The sequence below is a fragment of the Pseudomonas sp. genome, assembly GCF_030698175.1.
In the GTDB taxonomy this organism is placed as follows: domain Bacteria; phylum Pseudomonadota; class Gammaproteobacteria; order Pseudomonadales; family Pseudomonadaceae; genus Aquipseudomonas.
Genome location: NZ_JAUYNT010000006.1, coordinates 1 through 16,651 on the forward strand (window position 1 = coordinate 1; position 16,651 = coordinate 16,651).

At 58.0% G+C, this 16,651-nt stretch carries 15 protein-coding genes and 3 tRNA genes; 6 read left to right on the forward strand and 12 right to left on the reverse strand.

Annotated elements, in window-relative coordinates:
• The 4 genes from Q8R10_RS02815 to Q8R10_RS02830 all read left to right on the forward strand — a co-directional run.
• A partial coding sequence (locus Q8R10_RS02815; RefSeq protein WP_305650826.1) for a hypothetical protein occupies positions 1-180 on the forward strand: 180 nt, incomplete at its 5' end.
• Between the two features lie 75 nt (positions 181-255).
• Positions 256-3,099, forward strand: coding sequence for an RNA polymerase-associated protein RapA (gene rapA / locus Q8R10_RS02820; RefSeq protein ID WP_305650828.1), 2,844 nt, complete (start codon positions 256-258; stop codon positions 3,097-3,099).
• 135 nt (positions 3,100-3,234) lie between these two features.
• Positions 3,235-3,768, forward strand: a complete 534-nt coding sequence (locus Q8R10_RS02825) for an NADPH-dependent FMN reductase (RefSeq protein ID WP_305650830.1) — start codon at positions 3,235-3,237, stop codon at positions 3,766-3,768.
• A gap of 161 nt (positions 3,769-3,929) precedes the next feature.
• A complete protein-coding gene (locus Q8R10_RS02830) occupies positions 3,930-4,337 on the forward strand; it encodes a globin family protein (RefSeq protein WP_305650832.1) in 408 nt (135 codons plus the stop codon).
• A 37-nt stretch (positions 4,338-4,374) separates the two neighbouring features.
• On the opposite strand, the gene Q8R10_RS02835 is transcribed toward Q8R10_RS02830, so the two are convergent.
• Positions 4,375-5,271, reverse strand: a complete 897-nt coding sequence (locus tag Q8R10_RS02835) for a pseudouridine synthase (RefSeq protein ID WP_305650834.1) — start codon at positions 5,269-5,271, stop codon at positions 4,375-4,377.
• Between the two features lie 46 nt (positions 5,272-5,317).
• Positions 5,318-5,662, reverse strand: coding sequence for a DUF5629 family protein (locus tag Q8R10_RS02840; protein ID WP_305650835.1), 345 nt, complete (start codon positions 5,660-5,662; stop codon positions 5,318-5,320).
• 322 nt (positions 5,663-5,984) lie between these two features.
• Between Q8R10_RS02840 and Q8R10_RS02845 the strand changes: the two genes are divergently transcribed.
• Entirely contained in the window at positions 5,985-6,311 is a 327-nt protein-coding gene (locus Q8R10_RS02845) for an Arc family DNA-binding protein (protein ID WP_305650837.1), read from the forward strand.
• A gap of 92 nt (positions 6,312-6,403) precedes the next feature.
• On the opposite strand, the gene mgtE is transcribed toward Q8R10_RS02845, so the two are convergent.
• Entirely contained in the window at positions 6,404-7,846 is a 1,443-nt protein-coding gene (mgtE, locus tag Q8R10_RS02850; protein ID WP_305650839.1) for a magnesium transporter, read from the reverse strand.
• Positions 7,847-8,163: 317 nt separating this feature from the next.
• Here mgtE and Q8R10_RS02855 point away from each other — a divergent pair, with 317 nt between their 5' ends.
• Positions 8,164-8,664 (forward strand): DUF4124 domain-containing protein, encoded by a 501-nt coding sequence (locus Q8R10_RS02855; RefSeq protein ID WP_305650841.1) that lies wholly within the window; start codon positions 8,164-8,166, stop codon positions 8,662-8,664.
• Positions 8,665-8,758: 94 nt separating this feature from the next.
• Here Q8R10_RS02855 and Q8R10_RS02860 read toward each other — a convergent pair.
• From Q8R10_RS02860 to astB, 9 genes are all read right to left on the reverse strand, one after another.
• Positions 8,759-8,835, reverse strand: a tRNA-Arg gene (locus Q8R10_RS02860).
• Positions 8,836-8,948: 113 nt separating this feature from the next.
• Positions 8,949-9,025: transfer RNA gene (locus Q8R10_RS02865), tRNA-Arg, on the reverse strand.
• 114 nt (positions 9,026-9,139) lie between these two features.
• Positions 9,140-9,230 (reverse strand) — tRNA-Ser (locus Q8R10_RS02870).
• Between the two features lie 61 nt (positions 9,231-9,291).
• Complete coding sequence (gene csrA / locus Q8R10_RS02875; protein ID WP_305650843.1) at positions 9,292-9,477, reverse strand: carbon storage regulator CsrA; 186 nt, start codon at positions 9,475-9,477, stop codon at positions 9,292-9,294.
• A 190-nt stretch (positions 9,478-9,667) separates the two neighbouring features.
• Complete coding sequence (locus Q8R10_RS02880) at positions 9,668-10,903, reverse strand: aspartate kinase (RefSeq protein ID WP_305650845.1); 1,236 nt, start codon at positions 10,901-10,903, stop codon at positions 9,668-9,670.
• A 75-nt stretch (positions 10,904-10,978) separates the two neighbouring features.
• Complete coding sequence (gene alaS / locus Q8R10_RS02885) at positions 10,979-13,603, reverse strand: alanine--tRNA ligase (RefSeq protein WP_305650847.1); 2,625 nt, start codon at positions 13,601-13,603, stop codon at positions 10,979-10,981.
• A gap of 174 nt (positions 13,604-13,777) precedes the next feature.
• Positions 13,778-14,779: a succinylglutamate desuccinylase gene (gene astE / locus Q8R10_RS02890; RefSeq protein WP_305650849.1), complete on the reverse strand. Its 1,002-nt coding sequence runs from the start codon at positions 14,777-14,779 to the stop codon at positions 13,778-13,780.
• Between the two features lie 27 nt (positions 14,780-14,806).
• Positions 14,807-15,094, reverse strand: a complete 288-nt coding sequence (locus Q8R10_RS02895; protein ID WP_305650851.1) for a topoisomerase II — start codon at positions 15,092-15,094, stop codon at positions 14,807-14,809.
• 217 nt (positions 15,095-15,311) lie between these two features.
• A complete protein-coding gene (astB, locus tag Q8R10_RS02900; protein ID WP_305651159.1) occupies positions 15,312-16,643 on the reverse strand; it encodes an N-succinylarginine dihydrolase in 1,332 nt (443 codons plus the stop codon).
• Positions 16,644-16,651 lie beyond the last annotated feature (8 nt).

Below are 16,651 nucleotides of genomic sequence, written 5' to 3' on the forward strand. Positions count from 1 at the left end.
CTCGCGCAAAAACAGGCCCGGCCCTTCGGGTTGCGCGAGAAATGGCCCCCGCTGTTGTTGCAGGACTTGGCAAGGCAATACCCAGTCCCGGCGACCTGCGCCCAACCGGGGGCCATTTCTCGCGGCAACACGGCTCGCGATGAAATGACAACAGACCCTGACTACACTTTTGACCTATAACCAGTCGGCAAGTGCCGTCGCCCTGCGCACGGCGTTCCGTTACCATAGCCGGCTTTTTCACAGCGGGAGACAGGCATGGCGCAGTATCAACCGGGGCAACGCTGGATCAGTGACAGCGAAGCAGAATTGGGGCTAGGCACCGTACTGTCCGAAGATGGTCGGCTGCTTACCGTACTTTACCCGGCCACCGGCGAAACCCGCCAATATGCCACCCGCAACGCACCGCTAACCCGCGTACGTTTCTCGCCGGGCGATGACATCACCCACTTTGAAGGCTGGAAGCTGACCGTGCAGGAAGTCGACGACGTCGATGGTCTGTTGGTGTACCACGGGCTGAACGCCCAACACCAACCGGTGACCATGCCGGAAACCCAGCTGTCGAACTTTATTCAGTTCCGCCTGGCCAGTGACCGCCTGTTTGCCGGGCAAATCGACCCACTGCCGTGGTTTCGCCTGCGCTACCAAACCCTCGGCCATGCTAGCCGGCTGCTGCAATCGAGCCTCTGGGGCCTGGGTGGCGCCCGCGCCCAACCGATTGCGCACCAATTGCACATCGCCCGCGAAGTGGCCGACCGCAGCGCCCCACGAGTACTGCTGGCAGATGAAGTGGGCCTGGGTAAAACCATCGAAGCCGGCTTAGTGATCCATCGCCAGCTGCTCTCGGGCCGCGCCAGCCGCGTGCTGATTCTGGTACCCGAGAACCTCCAGCATCAGTGGTTGGTGGAAATGCGCCGGCGTTTCAATCTGCCGGTGGCCTTGTTCGACCGCGAGCGCTGCGCCGAAAGCGATGCCGACAACCCCTTCGAAGATACCCAGCTGGCGCTGGTCGCCCTGGAATGGCTGACCGACGACGACAAGGCCCAGGATTATCTGCTGGCCGCCGATTGGGATTTGCTGGTGGTCGATGAGGCCCACCATTTGGTCTGGCATCCCGAGCAAGCCAGCCGCGAATACGATCTGGTCGAGCGCCTGGCCCGGCAAATCGCCGGCGTATTGCTGCTAACCGCCACCCCGGAACAACTGGGGCTGGACAGTCACTTCGCCCGTCTGCGCCTGCTCGACCCGGATCGTTTCCATGATCTGGCGGCCTTTCGCGCCGAGAGCGCGCAATACCAGCCGGTGGCCGAAGCGGTGCAAGAGTTGCTCGACCAAGGCAGCCTCAGCAAAAAAGCCCGCACGGCAATCCACGGCTTTCTCGGCAGTGCCGGCGATGAGTTATTGGCCGCCGTTGACAGTGGCGATGCCGAGGCCCGCGCGCGCATGGTCCGTGAGCTGCTCGACCGCCACGGCACCGGCCGGGTGTTGTTTCGCAACACCCGCTCGGCAGTGCGCGGTTTCCCCGAGAGGCAACTGCACCCCTACCCGCTGGCCTGCCCGGACGTCTACCTGGAACTGCCAGTAGGCGAGCATGCCGACCTCTACCCGGAAGTCAGCTACCAGGCCCAGCCGGAGGCGAGCGAAGAACAGCGCTGGTGGCGTTTCGATCCGCGCGTCGAATGGCTGATCGACACCCTGAAGATGCTGAAAAAGGTCAAGGTGCTGGTGATTTGCGCCCACGCCGAAACCGCCCTGGACCTGGAAGACGCCTTGCGCGTGCGCTCCGGGATTCTCGCCACGGTGTTCCACGAGGGCATGAATATCCTCGAACGGGACCGCGCCGCGGCTTATTTTGCCGACGAAGAATTCGGCGCCCAGGTGCTGATCTGCTCAGAAATCGGCAGTGAGGGGCGCAACTTCCAGTTCGCCCATCACCTGGTGTTGTTCGATCTGCCGGCCCACCCGGACCTGCTCGAGCAACGCATCGGCCGCCTCGACCGCATCGGCCAGCAGCATACTATCCAGCTGCATGTGCCCTACCTGGAAAACAGCCCGCAAGAGCGGCTGTTCCAGTGGTATCACCAGGCGTTGAATGCCTTCTGCAACACCTGCCCGACCGGCAATGCCCTGCAGCATCAGTTCGGCCCACGGCTGCTGCCGCTGCTGGAAGCCGGCGATGACGGTGAATGGCAAGCCCTGGTGGATGAGGCGCAAACCGAGCGCGTGCGCCTGGAAGGCGAACTGCACGCCGGCCGCGACCGTCTGCTGGAGCTTAACTCCGGCGGCGCCGGTGAAGGCGAGGCACTGGTCGAAGCGATCCTCGAACAAGACGACGAGTACGCCCTGCCGATTTACATGGAGGCCTTGTTCGACGCTTTCGGTATCGACAGCGAAGACCATTCGGAAAACGCCCTGATCCTGCGTCCCAGCGAGAAAATGCTCGACGCCAGCTTCCCGCTCGGCGACGACGAAGGCGTGACCATCACCTACGACCGCGACCAGGCCCTGAGCCGCGAGGACATGCAGTTCCTCACCTGGGAACACCCGATGGTGCAAGGCGGCATGGACCTGGTGCTGTCCGGCTCGATGGGCAACACCGCCGTGGCGCTGATCAAAAACAAGGCGCTGAAACCCGGCACCGTGCTGCTGGAGCTGCTCTATGTCAGTGAAGTGGTGGCGCCCCGCGCCCTGCAACTGGGCCGCTACCTGCCGCCGGCGGCGCTGCGCTGCTTGCTCGACAACAACGGTAACGACCTGGCCAGCAAGGTCTCCTTCGAGACCCTCAGCGATCAGCTGGAAAGCGTACCGCGCGCCAGTGCCAACAAGTTTGTCCAAGCTCAGCGTGAGGTGCTTAATCCACAGATCAACGCCGGCGAAGCCAAGGTTGCGCCACGCCACGCCACGCGGGTGGCCGAAGCCAAGCGCCGTTTGGCCGCCGATACCGAAGAAGAGCTGGCACGCCTGACCGCCCTGCAGGCGGTCAACCCCAGCGTGCGCACCAGCGAACTGGACGCCTTGCGCAAGCAACGCGAACAGGGTCTGGCGATGCTCGACAAGGCCGCGTTACGCCTGGAAGCCATCCGCGTGCTGGTCGCCGGCTAAGTCGTCGCAACCGTAATAGGCAGCACTAAAACCGGGCACTTTCGCAGCTAGCGTGAATGCCCGGTTTTTTAGTTAATCGCCGTACTGGTCAACTAGCCGCGTAAAGACCGAACAACTTAGGAGCCTGTAAAAACGATGAATTTCCTTCTTCTTTCCGGCAGCTTTCACCGCGCCAGTTTTTCCCAAGCGCTGCTGCACTTCGTGGCCGAGCAACTGCCCGAACATCAGACAGCTACCCCCGACCTCAGGGAGCTGCCGTTTTATTGCCAGGATATCGAGGGCGACCAGCGGCCGGCACAGGTGCTGAAGTTCCTCGAACAGGTCAGCTGGGCCGACGCGCTGATTATCTGCACGCCCGAGTACAACCACAGCATTCCCGCCGTACTGAAGAACGCCATCGACTGGGCCTCACGCCCGGCGTTCAAGTCGCCACTGAAAGACAAGCCGGTCACCTTTATCACCCAGGCCAACAGCCCGGTGGGCGGCGCCAGGGCTCAGGCGCACCTCAAGCTGGTGTTCGACTCCACCCTGTCGCGCATTCATATGTGCCACGAAATGATGATCGCCGCAGTTGAGCAAAAATTCGACCAACACCTGAGTCTGACCGATGAGCACAGCCAGGTACGCATCCGCCGACACCTGCACGATTTCATTGAGTTTATTGGCTAAGGTCGACGAGCCGCCGTCCGTACGAGTCAATACAACCCTTAGTGCCCAGCCCTGCGCACGTCATAAAGCACCGATAAATACTGCTAGGCTTAGGGCCCGCGCCCGCCTCGCGTGGTGTGCAGTGCAGCTCTGCCATTTGCCGCTACCACAGGAGTTAAGCCATGCAACAACACAGCATCACCCTGGTCCAGGACTCATGGCAAAAGGTTGCCGCCATTGCCCCGCAAGCGGCCGAGCTGTTTTATCAAAACCTGTTTGACGCCGATCCCAGCCTGAAACCGCTGTTTAAAGGCGCGATGCCCGAGCAAGGCAAAAAGCTCATGCAGATGATCGGCGCCGCCGTCGGCAAGCTGAATGATTTGCCCGCGTTAGTGCCGATCCTGCAAGGTCTGGGTAAACGCCATGCCGGCTACGGCGTGGAAGACTCGCACTACCAAACCGTCGGCGCGGCACTGCTAAAAACCCTGGGCCAAGGCTTGGGTGCGGACTTTACCGAAGAGGTTAAAAACGCCTGGACGGCGGTTTATACGGTTATGGCCGACGTCATGGTGGCCGCCGCAAAACCTTAAAGCCGCTGCAGCGTGCCGCACTCCGGCGGCCGCTGCATCACCAGGTCAAACTGAGCTGACTGTCAAAGCGTCGCTCAGTACCGCTCAGCGGGTCGGTAAACTGCAGGCTTTGCGCCAGCAACTTGAGCGGCAAGCGGTAATCATCAGTGGCATCTGCCGCTACTTTTAACTGCGGATAGAAGGGATCATTGCAAATCCCTGCGCCAAGCGCCGCCATATGCACCCGCAGCTGATGTTTTTTGCCCGTCACTGGATACAAGGCGTAACGGCACAAGCCCCCTCTGGATTCGCGCACCTCGATGCGGGTTTCAGTATTGGCGCTGCCGGCCACTTCCTGCATCAGAAAAAACGGCTCGGCGCCGGCCAAACGGCTCTGCCGTACCTGCGGAAACTGCAACTGCGGCAACGCCGGCGCAATGGCCTCGTAGCACTTAGTAATCCGCCTATCCCGAAACAACGCCTGATAACTGTCGCGCGTTTGCGGGTTGGCCGAAAACAACACCAGACCCGCGGTTAAACGATCGATGCGATGGATAGGCACCAACTGCGGATTACCCAACCGCCGAACCAAGCGCGCCAACAGGGTTTGCTCGACATAACTGCCGGACGGGGTGACCGGCAAAAAATGCGGTTTATCGGCCACCACCAGATGCTCATCGGCGTACAGGATGGTCTCGATAAAAGGCACTTCGATTTCCTGCGCCACTTCGCGAAAGTACTGCACCCGCAAGCCGACTTTATAAGCCGCGAACGGACCAATCGGCAGACCGTCGGCGCCGAGCACCCGGCCACGGGCCATGCGATCCAGCCAGACCTCGCGGCTGATACTGGCAAAGTGCGCGCACAAACAATCAAGCACACTGCTCCAGTTGCCTTGCGGCAAGTGCAGCGTGCTCGGTCTTGGGCCAACTGGGTTAGGCAATGCGACTGACATGATTCAACTCGGACCGGGTAACTTAACCAACGGCAAACGCTGACAATTAAACCGCCGGCTCGGTTTGCTCTTCACCATCATCGTCATTACTGGCGCAGATGGCGTCCAGACAATGAATGCGCTGCTCGCCGTTGCTGTCATGCAGCGTCCAGCACTGACTAGGCTGATCCAACTGGGCTGCCAACACCGCCGCAACGCTGAAGCTCCACACCCGGCGCGTGCGGCCATCCATGCACTCTACCTTCAGTAACGGTAGCTCTAGACCTGCAGCCGTTTGCGCAAGCGCCAGAGCCGCCGGTTCAAGACTGAACTGCCAAGCATGCAAGTCGTTGATTAACAGCATGTCTGCCGACTGCAGCGCCTCCAGCAGGGAGTTAGGAGTACCCGTCATAGCCATCGCCTCGTCAAAATCAAGAGGCGCATGATAGAGGCAGATGTAACGCAGGTCGAATCAAGGCAACCACAGGCACAGAAAGACCTTATTACCAACGCGGATGCTTTTGTTTATCAGTGCGCAATTTAAACAATCACCGACGGCCGGAAATGGTCAACACTGGTCAGATCCGTGACAATACCAATTGACCAGCATTAATCCGGCCCAAGCAACAGATCAACCAACATCTTAGGAACGATTTGTCTTGAGTGGAGTCAAAGTAGTAGCGATTCACTAGCCTTTTGCCAGTATCGCTTTAATGAACTAACCGGCCTAAAATATGCGCCCTATGAAACAGGCTATCTTCTCCAGCCGCACGGCTGACAAATTTGTGGTGCGTTTGCCCGACGGAATGCGTGAGCGCATTGCCGATGTGGCGCGCAATCATCACCGCAGCATGAACTCGGAAATTATCTCGCGCCTTGAGCAGAGTTTATTTCACGAAGGAGTGCTTGGCGGTGGCTCACCCCTGCAACTTGATAGCGCCGAGCTTTCGATCCACGAGCACGAATTGCTGCAGCGTTTCAGACAACTGTCACGCCGCCAGCAAAATGCTTTGGTTGCGCTAATTGCTCATGACAGCGAGCTGGCGGCTGAAACCGTCTAATCATTCAGGCATAAAAAAACCGGTAAAATATGCCGGTTTTTTTATGCCTGAAGCGGTGCCAGCAACGCTCTAGCTGGCGCCCGTTATAGCGACTACAAGAGAAATATTGTCGCCATCCCCAAGAAAATAAAGAATCCACCACTGTCGGTGACTGCCGTAATCATCACACTAGAGCCCATTGCCGGGTCACGACCAAGTTTGGCCAGCGTCATGGGAATCAACACCCCCATCAAAGCTGCCAACAGCAGGTTGAGCGTCATCGCCCCAGTCATCACCAAGCCCAGCGCTAAATTGTCATAGAGCAAGAACGACACCAGGCCAATCACGCCCCCCCAAAGCAAGCCATTGACCAGCGAGACACCCAGTTCTTTGCGCACCAAACGCGACGTATTGCCTGCACCCATTTGGTCAAGTGCCATGGCCCGCACAATCATGGTTATGGTCTGATTACCCGAATTGCCACCGATGCCGGCGACAATCGGCATCAGCGCCGCCAAGGCCACCAATTTCTCAATCGAGCCATCAAACAAACCAATCACGCGTGAGGCGATAAACGCCGTAATCAGATTCAGCGCCAACCAAGCCCAGCGGTTACGCACCGACTTCCAGACCGAAGCGAAGATGTCTTCTTCCTCACGCAGACCGGCCATGTTCAGTACTTCGCTTTCGCTTTCTTCGCGAATCAGGTCGACCATTTCATCGATGGTCAGACGACCGATCAGCTTGCCGTTTTTGTCGACCACCGGCGCCGAGATCAGGTCATAGCGCTCAAACGCTTGCGCCGCATCGTAGGCATCCTCGTCCGGGCCAAAGCTCACCGGATCACTGGCCATCACATCAATCACACGACGCTCAGGATCATTCACCAACAGCCGCTTAACCGGCAGCACGCCTTTGAGCACACCGTTGTAATCGACCACGAAGAGTTTGTCGGTGTGCCCTGGCAGCTCTTTGAGCCGGCGCAGGTAGCGCAACACCACTTCAAGACTGACATCCTCACGGATGGTCACCATCTCGAAGTCCATCAAGGCGCCGACTTGATCCTCTTCATAAGACAACGCCGAACGCACGCGAGCACGCTGCTGCGCGTCGAGGGTTTCCATCAGCTCATGCACGACGTCACGCGGCAATTCTGGCGCCAGGTCGGCCAGCTCGTCGGCGTCCATCTCCTTGGCGGCTGCCAACAGCTCGTGATCGTCCATGTCGGCGATCAGTGTTTCGCGAACCGAGTCGGAAACCTCAAGCAGAATATCGCCGTCGCGTTCAACCTTGACCAGCTGCCAAACAGCCAAACGATCAACTAACGGCAAGGCTTCGAGGATATGGGCAACGTCAGCCGAGTGCAGCTGATCAAGCCGGCGCTGCAACTCAGCGAGGTTTTGTCGATGGACTAGGTTTTCAACCAGATCATGGTGCTGGCCTTCCTGACGATGCGTCAGGCCTTCGACCAGGCGATGCCGGTGCAGCAACTCGACCACCTGGGCCAGTCGCTCCTGCAGGCTTTCTTGCGGTTTTTTTGCTTCTACTTCAGTCATGGCGCACTCCACCCCCAGCAGCGGGCACGCCGACGGGGTTCAATCAGTCAATACGCAATTGCGCAATCGAGGTTTAAAGCTACTACTGGGTAAGTCCATGGTGGTATTCCACAAGCCCCGGCGGGGCTGACAGCGCAATGATAACACCGCGTAACCGTCTGACGCCTGACAAAACTGGCGATAACAAGCGTTTTCAGCGCACAACAGAGCGCTGCAATAGCACTTCTACTACGACACCAAACCTCAACTTGAAAGCACCACTGGCAAGCCGCAAAACAACCACTAAACTGCAAAGCAACCGTCAAGGAGGACGCCCCATGCAAGGACTGCTACGCGCGGCATTTTGCGCAAGCTTGTTTTACTCATCCAACCCAACCCTGGCCGCCAACGTCTACCGCTGCGAAGACGGCAACGGCCATATCACCTACACCTTGCAAGGCTGTGCGACCAACCAGCAACTGCAGGTGCAAAATGCTGACAACCCAAGACCCGGCAAGGGCAAACCGGTGCCGCTAGCCAAAAGCCAAAAACATCCACGGCGCAGCAAGGCGCACAAAAGCCAAGAGCAACAATTGGTAGTAGTTGGCGAGCATCAAGATGGTTGCGGCAATAAGCTCACCGGCAGCGCCCGACGCAGCGCAATGATTAACCATCAAGTGCGCGGCGGCATGACCCTGAAAGACGTCGAGAGCGCCCTCGGCAAACCGGACAAAATAACCAGCCATAATGGCCAGATGCGTTATCTGTATCGCGACAAAGAAGGCAACAGCAAGCAGGTGAGCTTTGATGAGAACGGCTGCGTGCGCAGCAAACGCTAGGCTCACGCGAGAAAGCCCGGAATCGAGCCTTCTACGCTCAACAATTTTTGGACAAAGAAAAAGGGCTTGCATCGCTGCAAGCCCTTTCTTTATTTGGTGCACTCAGGTGGATTCGAACCACCGACCGCTCGGTTCGTAGCCGAGTACTCTATCCAGCTGAGCTATGAGTGCATTAGCGCTTTTTAACCAGATCACCGCTGGCTGAAACAATCTAATGAGCCAATCAGCCTCATCGATCTTACTCGTGCCTCATCGCCGTAAACGCAACGACTGAAACAACAATATGGTGCACTCAGGTGGATTCGAACCACCGACCGCTCGGTTCGTAGCCGAGTACTCTATCCAGCTGAGCTATGAGTGCATCAACCCTGCGCATTATAGCCTTCGAAACTTCAAAATCAAGCAAAACCATATAAGTTTCAACAACTTACAGATAAAGCTAGAAAAATCAGCACTACCTCTACAACACAAATAATGGCGGAGAAGGGGGGATTCGAACCCCCGACACCCTTATGAGATGTACTCCCTTAGCAGGGGAGCGCCTTCGGCCACTCGGCCACCTCTCCGCAACACGGGGCGTATCTTAACCGCGTTTTTACCGTTTGCAAAGCCAAAAATTGATAAAAATTAATGGCTTGGTTCTTCGCCCTTCTCGTTTTGGATGCGCTGGTAAATCTCTTCACGGTGTACTGCAACATCCTTAGGCGCATTGATGCCAATGCGCACCTGGTTACCCTTTACACCCAACACTGTGACTGTAACTTCATCACCAACCATCAAGGTCTCTCCGACCCGACGCGTTAGAATTAGCATTCCCTTCTCCTTAGCAATTTCAGTACAAGACTGCAGTCTGAAAATTTATAAATACAGGCGGCCCGCACGAAAATAAAACAGCGCAGACCTTCACCCATGCATCGACCAGTGTAGACAGAAAGAACGCCTAGTTACACCGATCAACATTGAAGAATGGCGCACTAGCAAGCGCGCCATTCAGATACGGACTTTACTCGCCCGACTTAGCCGGGGCATCTAGCTCGAAAGCAGTGTGCAACGCACGCACCGCCAGCTCCAGATATTTCTCCTCTATCACCACGGAAACCTTAATTTCCGAGGTCGAGATCATCTGAATATTAATGGTTTCTTTCGCCAGTGCTTCGAACATACGACTAGCAACACCGGCGTGCGAGCGCATGCCGACGCCGACGATCGAGACCTTGGCGATTTTAATGTCGCCACTGACTTCACGCGCACCAAGCTCTTGAGCGGTCTTCTCCAGCGCTTGCATAGCGGCTTGATAGTCGTTGCGGTGCACGGTGAAGGTGAAATCGGTGGTGTTATCGTGCGCTACATTTTGCACGATCATATCCACTTCGATATTCGCCGCGCTGACCGGCCCGAGAATCTTGAAGGCCACACCCGGAATATCCGGCACACCGCGCACGGTCAACTTGGCTTCGTCGCGATTGAAGGCGATACCGGAAATGATCGGCTGTTCCATGGATTCCTCTTCATCAATAGTAATAAGGGTGCCCGGGCCTTCTTGGAAGCTGTGCAGTACGCGCAGCGGGACATTGTATTTACCGGCGAACTCCACCGAGCGAATCTGCAGCACCTTGGAGCCGAGACTGGCCATTTCGAGCATTTCTTCGAAGGTGATTTTGTCCAACCGCCGCGCCTGTGGCACCACCCGTGGATCGGTGGTGTACACGCCATCAACATCGGTGTAGATCTGACACTCATCGGCCTTCAGCGCCGCGGCTAGCGCTACGCCAGTGGTGTCCGAACCGCCACGACCGAGGGTGGTGATATTGCCCAGCTCATCGACACCCTGAAAACCTGCGACTACCACGACACGCCCGTCTTTTAAGTCGGCGCGAATTTTTTGGTCGTCGATCTGCAGAATCCGCGCTTTGTTGTGGGCGCTGTCGGTGAGGATGCGCACCTGATTGCCGGTGTAAGACACCGCTGGCACGCCGCGTTTGATCAACGCCATGGTCAGCAAGGCAATGGTCACCTGCTCGCCAGTGGAGAGCATCACATCCAGCTCACGCGGCACTGGCTGATCGCTGATCTGTTTAGCCAGATCAATCAGCCGGTTGGTTTCGCCACTCATCGCCGACAACACGATGACCAGATCATCACCGCCAGCGCGGGCTTTTTGGATTTTCTCGGCAATCTTCTCGATACGCTCAACAGTGCCGACCGAGGTGCCACCAAATTTTTGTACGATCAAAGCCATTTCAAAACCGCCTCAGTCCATCACGGACGTCGATTAAACCCTTCACTGTGCCTAGCAGGCAAAGCTCGATACTGGTTAAAGCCCCTGCTCAACAAAGCTTGCAGTCAGAGCCAAGGCCGCGTCCAACGCACTCGCATCAACGCCGCCGCCTTGAGCCATATCCGGCCGACCACCGCCCTTGCCGCCGACGGCCGCCGCTGCTTGACGCATCAAGTCGCCGGCTTTCAATTGCCCGGTCAGATCTTGAGTGACGCCCGCCACCAGCACGACCTTATCGTCCAGCACGCCGCCGAGCAAAATCACCGCCCGGCCTAGTTTGTTCTTCAGCTGATCGACCAAGGCCAGCAGTGCCTTGCCGTCCAGACCATCCAGGCGCGCAGCCAGGACCTTAACGCCTTTGATCTCAATTGCCGCGCCCGACATATCGTCGCCGGCGGCGCTGGCAGCTTTAGCCTTTAACTGCTCAAGCTCTTTTTCCAGCTGACGATTGCGCTCAAGCACCGCGGACAACTTGTCGAGCACGTTGTCGCGAGTGCCCTTGACCAGTTGCGCGGCCTCTTTCAGTTGCTCTTGGGCGTCATTCAGATAAGCCAAGGCTGCCGCGCCAGTCAGCGCTTCAATGCGCCGCACCCCGGCAGCCACACCGCCTTCGCTGGTGATTTTGAACAGGGCGATATCGCCGGTGCGACTCACGTGGGTACCGCCGCAAAGCTCGACAGAGAAATCGCCGCCCATGCTCAGCACCCGGACGTTATCGCCATACTTCTCGCCAAACAGCGCCATAGCGCCACGGGCTTTGGCGGTTTCGATATCGGTCTCGAGGGTTTCCACCGCCGAATTTTTACGCACCTGGGCGTTGACTATTTCTTCCAGTGCTTTGAGCTGTTCCGGTTTGATCGGCTCGAAATGGCTGAAGTCAAAGCGCAGACGCTGACTATCGACCAGCGAGCCTTTTTGCTGCACATGCTCGCCCAGCACTTGGCGCAAAGCGGCGTGCAACAAGTGGGTGGCCGAGTGATTAAGGCCGGTGGCGCGGCGCACATTGGCATTCACTTCGGCCGTTACCGAGGCGCCAAGTTTCAAGCCGCCGGCCGCAACAATGCCGTGATGCAAAAATGCGCCGCCGGCTTTGGTGGTGTCGCGCACTTCAAAGCGCAGGCCCGTGGCGCAAAGGTAACCGCTATCACCCACCTGGCCGCCGGACTCTGCATAGAACGGCGTCTGATCGAGCACCACTACACCCTCCTCGCCTTCCTGCAGCTGCTCAACCGCCTCGCCCGCTTTAAACAGTGCGACCACTGAGCCCTGCCCCTGAGTGCCTTCATAACCCAGGAAGCGCGTCTCGCTGTCGATCTTGACCAGGCTGTTGTAGTCCATGCCGAACGCACTGGCCGAGCGCGCACGCACGCGCTGGGCGTCCATCTCCCGTTCGAAACCGGCCTCATCAAGGGTCAGCTCGCGCTCACGGGCGATGTCGCCGGTCAGGTCCATCGGGAAACCGAAGGTGTCGTACAGTTTGAAGATCACTTCACCTGGGATCACCGTGCCCTGCAGCTCTGCCAGATCCTGCTCGAGGATCTTCAGGCCTTGCTCCAGGGTCTTGGCGAATTGCTCTTCCTCGGTTTTCAGCACGCGCTCGATCTGCGCTTGCTGCTGTTGCAACTCGGGGAAAGCGGCGCCCATCTCGGCCACCAAGGCCCCGACAATTTGATAGAAGAAGCTGCCCTTGGCGCCCAGTTTATTGCCGTGCCGGCAGGCGCGCCGAATGATCCGCCGCAGCACATAGCCACGGCCTTCGTTGGACGGGATCACGCCATCGGCGATCAAGAAACCGCACGAGCGAATATGGTCGGCCACCACTTTCAGCGAAGCCTGATCTTCATTAACGCAACCAATGGCCTTGGCAGCGGCGTTCAGCAGACTCTGAAACAGGTCGACCTCATAGTTCGAGTTGACGTGTTGCAGCACGGCGCTGATGCGTTCCAAGCCCATCCCGGTGTCAACCGAGGGCGCCGGCAATGGGTGCATAACCCCATCGGCGGTGCGATTGAACTGCATAAAGACGTTGTTCCAGATTTCGATATAACGGTCGCCGTCTTCTTCTGGCGAGCCCGGCGGGCCGCCCCAGATATGCTCGCCGTGGTCGAAGAAGATTTCGGTGCAAGGCCCGCACGGTCCGGTGTCGCCCATGGCCCAGAAGTTATCCGACGCGTAAGGCGCGCCCTTGTTATCACCAATGCGCACCATGTGCGCCTCCGGCACGCCAATCTCTTGGGTCCAGATGTCGTAGGCCTCGTCGTCGCTGGCGTACACCGTGACCCAGAGTTTTTCCTTGGGCAGGTTCAGCCACTTATCCGAGGTCAGAAAGGTCCAGGCGTAGTTGATCGCATCGCGCTTGAAATAATCGCCAAAGCTAAAGTTGCCGAGCATTTCGAAGAAGGTGTGGTGGCGCGCGGTGTAGCCGACGTTTTCCAGGTCGTTGTGCTTGCCGCCGGCCCGCACGCATTTCTGACTGGAGGTGGCGCGGGTGTAGGCGCGCTTCTCCAGGCCGAGAAAGCAGTCTTTGAACTGATTCATCCCGGCATTGGTAAACAACAAGGTCGGGTCATTGGCTGGGATCAGTGAGCTGGAAGCAACACGGGTGTGCCCCTGCTCCTCGAAGAAGCGAAGGAAGGCTTCACGGATTTCTGCGCTTTTCATAGGTTCGTCCACGGAAACTGCGGCCACAAATTGCCGGCAAAGGCCCGCATTATATAGACCGCGCGCCCCAGGGATAACCTGTTTATGCAGAGAATCGCCTGATTCAGGCGGTGGAAAAACTACTGCACGCGGTTATGCGGCGTTTTTACCCAGCCTGAACTGAACCTTTGCGGCTCAAGCGGCGTTGACGGGAACCACTAAAAGTCCGGCGCGCAGGCCGTTTTTGACCTTGGGATTGGGGAAGATAATCCGCGCCCCCGGCTCGTCGATAACCCAGCGGGTGCCGGCAATATCCTCGGCCAGCAGATAGCCGAGCGGCAGCTCACTAAAGTTTTCTACGTCGGCGGGCAGATACAAGCGAAACGCATCACTGTGTTTGATCACCTCGCGGGCCACCTGGAACAGCTGCAAAGCATCCAGCGTCAAGCTCTGCAACGGAGCCTCGGTGCCTTCAATCAAACTGTGCAGATGGCCTTCGAGCTGTTGCAGATTGACCTCTTGATTTTGCCCAAAGGGCCGCGCTTTACCCAATTCAAGGGTGAAGGCTTCCGCATCAAGACTGGCATAGGTGTAGGAGCTGAAGGTGATGCCAACTTTGCTTTGCAGCAGTACCGCCGTGATGCCAGCCGCCTGCAAGCGCGCCAGTTCTTGAGGCGAATGCAGCCGTTCAGGGCTGTAGGGGTAAAGTGCAAATTGCTCGATTTGCGAGCCGCGAATGGCCGTGTGCATGTCGTAATGCAAACGAGTACGTCCCGGCTGACTGAAAAAATTTGCCGCCAGACGCTCTAACTCGCAGGCACGCAAGGCCTCATAACCGCTGGCATCGGCGTGCCGACCGTTGAAGAGGCGATTGATATCTTGATCGATAAAACGCTCGCCGCGGCGCATCGCCGGTGGATTACCGAGCAACAACAACACCCGCGCACGTGGCTGCAATTGCCCGCTGGCGATGCTTTGCAGCAACTTATCAAGCAGCTCTATCGGGGCCGTTTCATTGCCATGAATGCCCGCCGACAGCAACAGATCGAAGCCGTTATCATCGCCTGCGGCTGGCGTAATCTCCAGCGCACCCTCGGCCAGCCAGTGCAAACGCGCCCCGGCTTGAGTCAGCTGGATTTTTTCAGCCGGCTCGCGACCGGCCAGCGTCAGTTCAAGCAACTTACCGAGAGCGAGCATGGGCGTTCCTCGTGCTTAAACAGCGACTCAGTGATCGTGATTGCAATCCGGGCCGTGCACGTGACCCTCGTCATCCGCCTCGACCGGTTCCATCTCCAACTGCAAGCTGACCAAGTTGGTCGCCAGCGGTCGCATTAACAGATTAGCGTATTCGGTGTCGCCTTCCTCAACATCGACGCCGATCAACAATTGGCCATTGCCGGCTTGCTGAATCCAGATTTCCTTGCCTTGCCAGATCACCGCAAAACGCGTGCAGGAGGTTTCCAGCTGGGTGCCATCAGTGTCTTCAAGAATCAGTTGCAGGGCATCGCTCATAAAAACTCCAGTGCTAAGTCACAGGTGGCAAGCACGCGGGACAAGCTCAAAGCTGAGACTTGCCGGTCGCGGCTTAACAGGCCGTTGAATAACTGCTGCGCTCGGCCATGCAGCGTTGAAATCAGCCTCAAAATGCTCATGTACAACTCGTACACTGCGCTTTTTCGGCTGACTTCGCCTTGCCTGACCTTCGCTCGCTACCGTTCTCAACGGCCTGTTAGGCCAGTTGAAAAGGGTAAACCGAGCCTAGTTTAAGGATCTGGGTCAATTGATCCAAGGCCGTACGGCATTCATTGAGCAATTGCGGGTCGGCCAGATCGGCATCCACCAAGCGATCACGGTAATGCTGGTCGACCCAAGCGTTGAGTGTGGCATACAGCTCGGCCGTCATGACCACCCCCGGATTTACCGCCGCCAACTCGCGCTGATTCAACGCCACACGCAGGCGCAGACAGGCTGGGCCGCCGCCGTTTTGCATGCTTTGCTTGAGGTCAAACACCTGCACCTCGGCAATCGCGCCTTTGCTCGCGATGAGCTGTTGCAGATAGTTCCAGACCCGCAGGTTATTGCGGCACTCCTCCGGCACGATCAGCAACATGCTGCCATCGACACGGGTCAGCAACTGACTGTTAAACAGATAGGACTTCACCGCATCTTCGACCGTGACCTGCTCACGCGGCACGCAGATGGCATTGAACTGACCGCCCCGGGCGGCGAGTTTGGCCTGTAACTCGGCCATCACCTGATCGCTGTGCAAGAACGCATCCTGGTGATGGAACATCACCTCGCCATTGCCGACGGCGATCACGTCGTTGTGAAACACACCCTGATCGATCACCGCCGGGTTCTGCTGGGCGTACACCACGCCCGCCTCGCTCAAACCATGCAAGCGCACCACGGCTTGGCTGGCTTCCAGGGTTTGCCGCGCGGGGTAGCGTTGCGGCGCCGGGAAGCGGCTGTCAAAGGCGCTGCGGCCGAACACGAAAAACTCCACACCGGCAGCGTCGTAGTTTTTACAAAAGCGCGTGTGGTTGGCCGCGCCCTCATCACCAAACTGGCTGACTGCCGGCAACGCGGCGTGATGGGCAAAGTGCTCGGCGTTATTGAACATCGCCGCCAGCACTCGGCTAGTAGTCGGGTGCTCGATGGAGCGATGGAATTTGCAATTGAGGTTGGCCGCGGTGAAATGCACCCGGCCATCGGCCGTGTCGGCACTCGGGCTGACGGTGCAGGCATTGGCCGTCCACATGCTGGATGCCGAGCTGCAAGCCGCGAGCAAAGGCATCGCCTCTTTGGCCGCCTTGGCGATTACCTGCGCATCGCTGCCGCTAAAACCCAAGCTGCGCAGCGCCGCCACATCCGGGCGCTCCTGGGGGGCCAGCACGCCCTGCTGGAAACCCATGTCCAGCAGCGCTTTCATCTTCGCCAGGCCTTGCTTGGCGGCCTCTTTAGGATTGGAGCCCTGCTGGCTGTTGCTCTGCGAGGCAACGTTACCGTAGGACAGGCCGCCGTAGTTATGGGTCGGTCCGACCAAACCATCGAAGTTCATCTCAAAAG

Excerpts from the sequence above, each read along its gene's own strand:
- csrA (WP_305650843.1), bottom strand. The coding sequence starts at position 9,477 with ATGCTAATTCTAACGCGTCGGGTCGGAGAGACCTTGATGGTTGGTGAT.
- mgtE (WP_305650839.1), bottom strand. The coding sequence starts at position 7,846 with ATGACTGAAGTAGAAGCAAAAAAACCGCAAGAAAGCCTGCAGGAGCGA.
- Q8R10_RS02895 (WP_305650851.1), bottom strand. The coding sequence starts at position 15,094 with ATGAGCGATGCCCTGCAACTGATTCTTGAAGACACTGATGGCACCCAG.
- astB (WP_305651159.1), bottom strand. The coding sequence starts at position 16,643 with ATGAACTTCGATGGTTTGGTCGGACCGACCCATAACTACGGCGGCCTG.
- Q8R10_RS02845 (WP_305650837.1), top strand. The coding sequence starts at position 5,985 with ATGCGCCCTATGAAACAGGCTATCTTCTCCAGCCGCACGGCTGACAAA.
- rapA (WP_305650828.1), top strand. The coding sequence starts at position 256 with ATGGCGCAGTATCAACCGGGGCAACGCTGGATCAGTGACAGCGAAGCA.
- Q8R10_RS02880 (WP_305650845.1), bottom strand. The coding sequence starts at position 10,903 with ATGGCTTTGATCGTACAAAAATTTGGTGGCACCTCGGTCGGCACTGTT.
- alaS (WP_305650847.1), bottom strand. The coding sequence starts at position 13,603 with ATGAAAAGCGCAGAAATCCGTGAAGCCTTCCTTCGCTTCTTCGAGGAG.
- Q8R10_RS02835 (WP_305650834.1), bottom strand. The coding sequence starts at position 5,271 with ATGTCAGTCGCATTGCCTAACCCAGTTGGCCCAAGACCGAGCACGCTG.
- Q8R10_RS02830 (WP_305650832.1), top strand. The coding sequence starts at position 3,930 with ATGCAACAACACAGCATCACCCTGGTCCAGGACTCATGGCAAAAGGTT.
- Q8R10_RS02825 (WP_305650830.1), top strand. The coding sequence starts at position 3,235 with ATGAATTTCCTTCTTCTTTCCGGCAGCTTTCACCGCGCCAGTTTTTCC.
- Q8R10_RS02840 (WP_305650835.1), bottom strand. The coding sequence starts at position 5,662 with ATGACGGGTACTCCTAACTCCCTGCTGGAGGCGCTGCAGTCGGCAGAC.
- Q8R10_RS02855 (WP_305650841.1), top strand. The coding sequence starts at position 8,164 with ATGCAAGGACTGCTACGCGCGGCATTTTGCGCAAGCTTGTTTTACTCA.
- astE (WP_305650849.1), bottom strand. The coding sequence starts at position 14,779 with ATGCTCGCTCTCGGTAAGTTGCTTGAACTGACGCTGGCCGGTCGCGAG.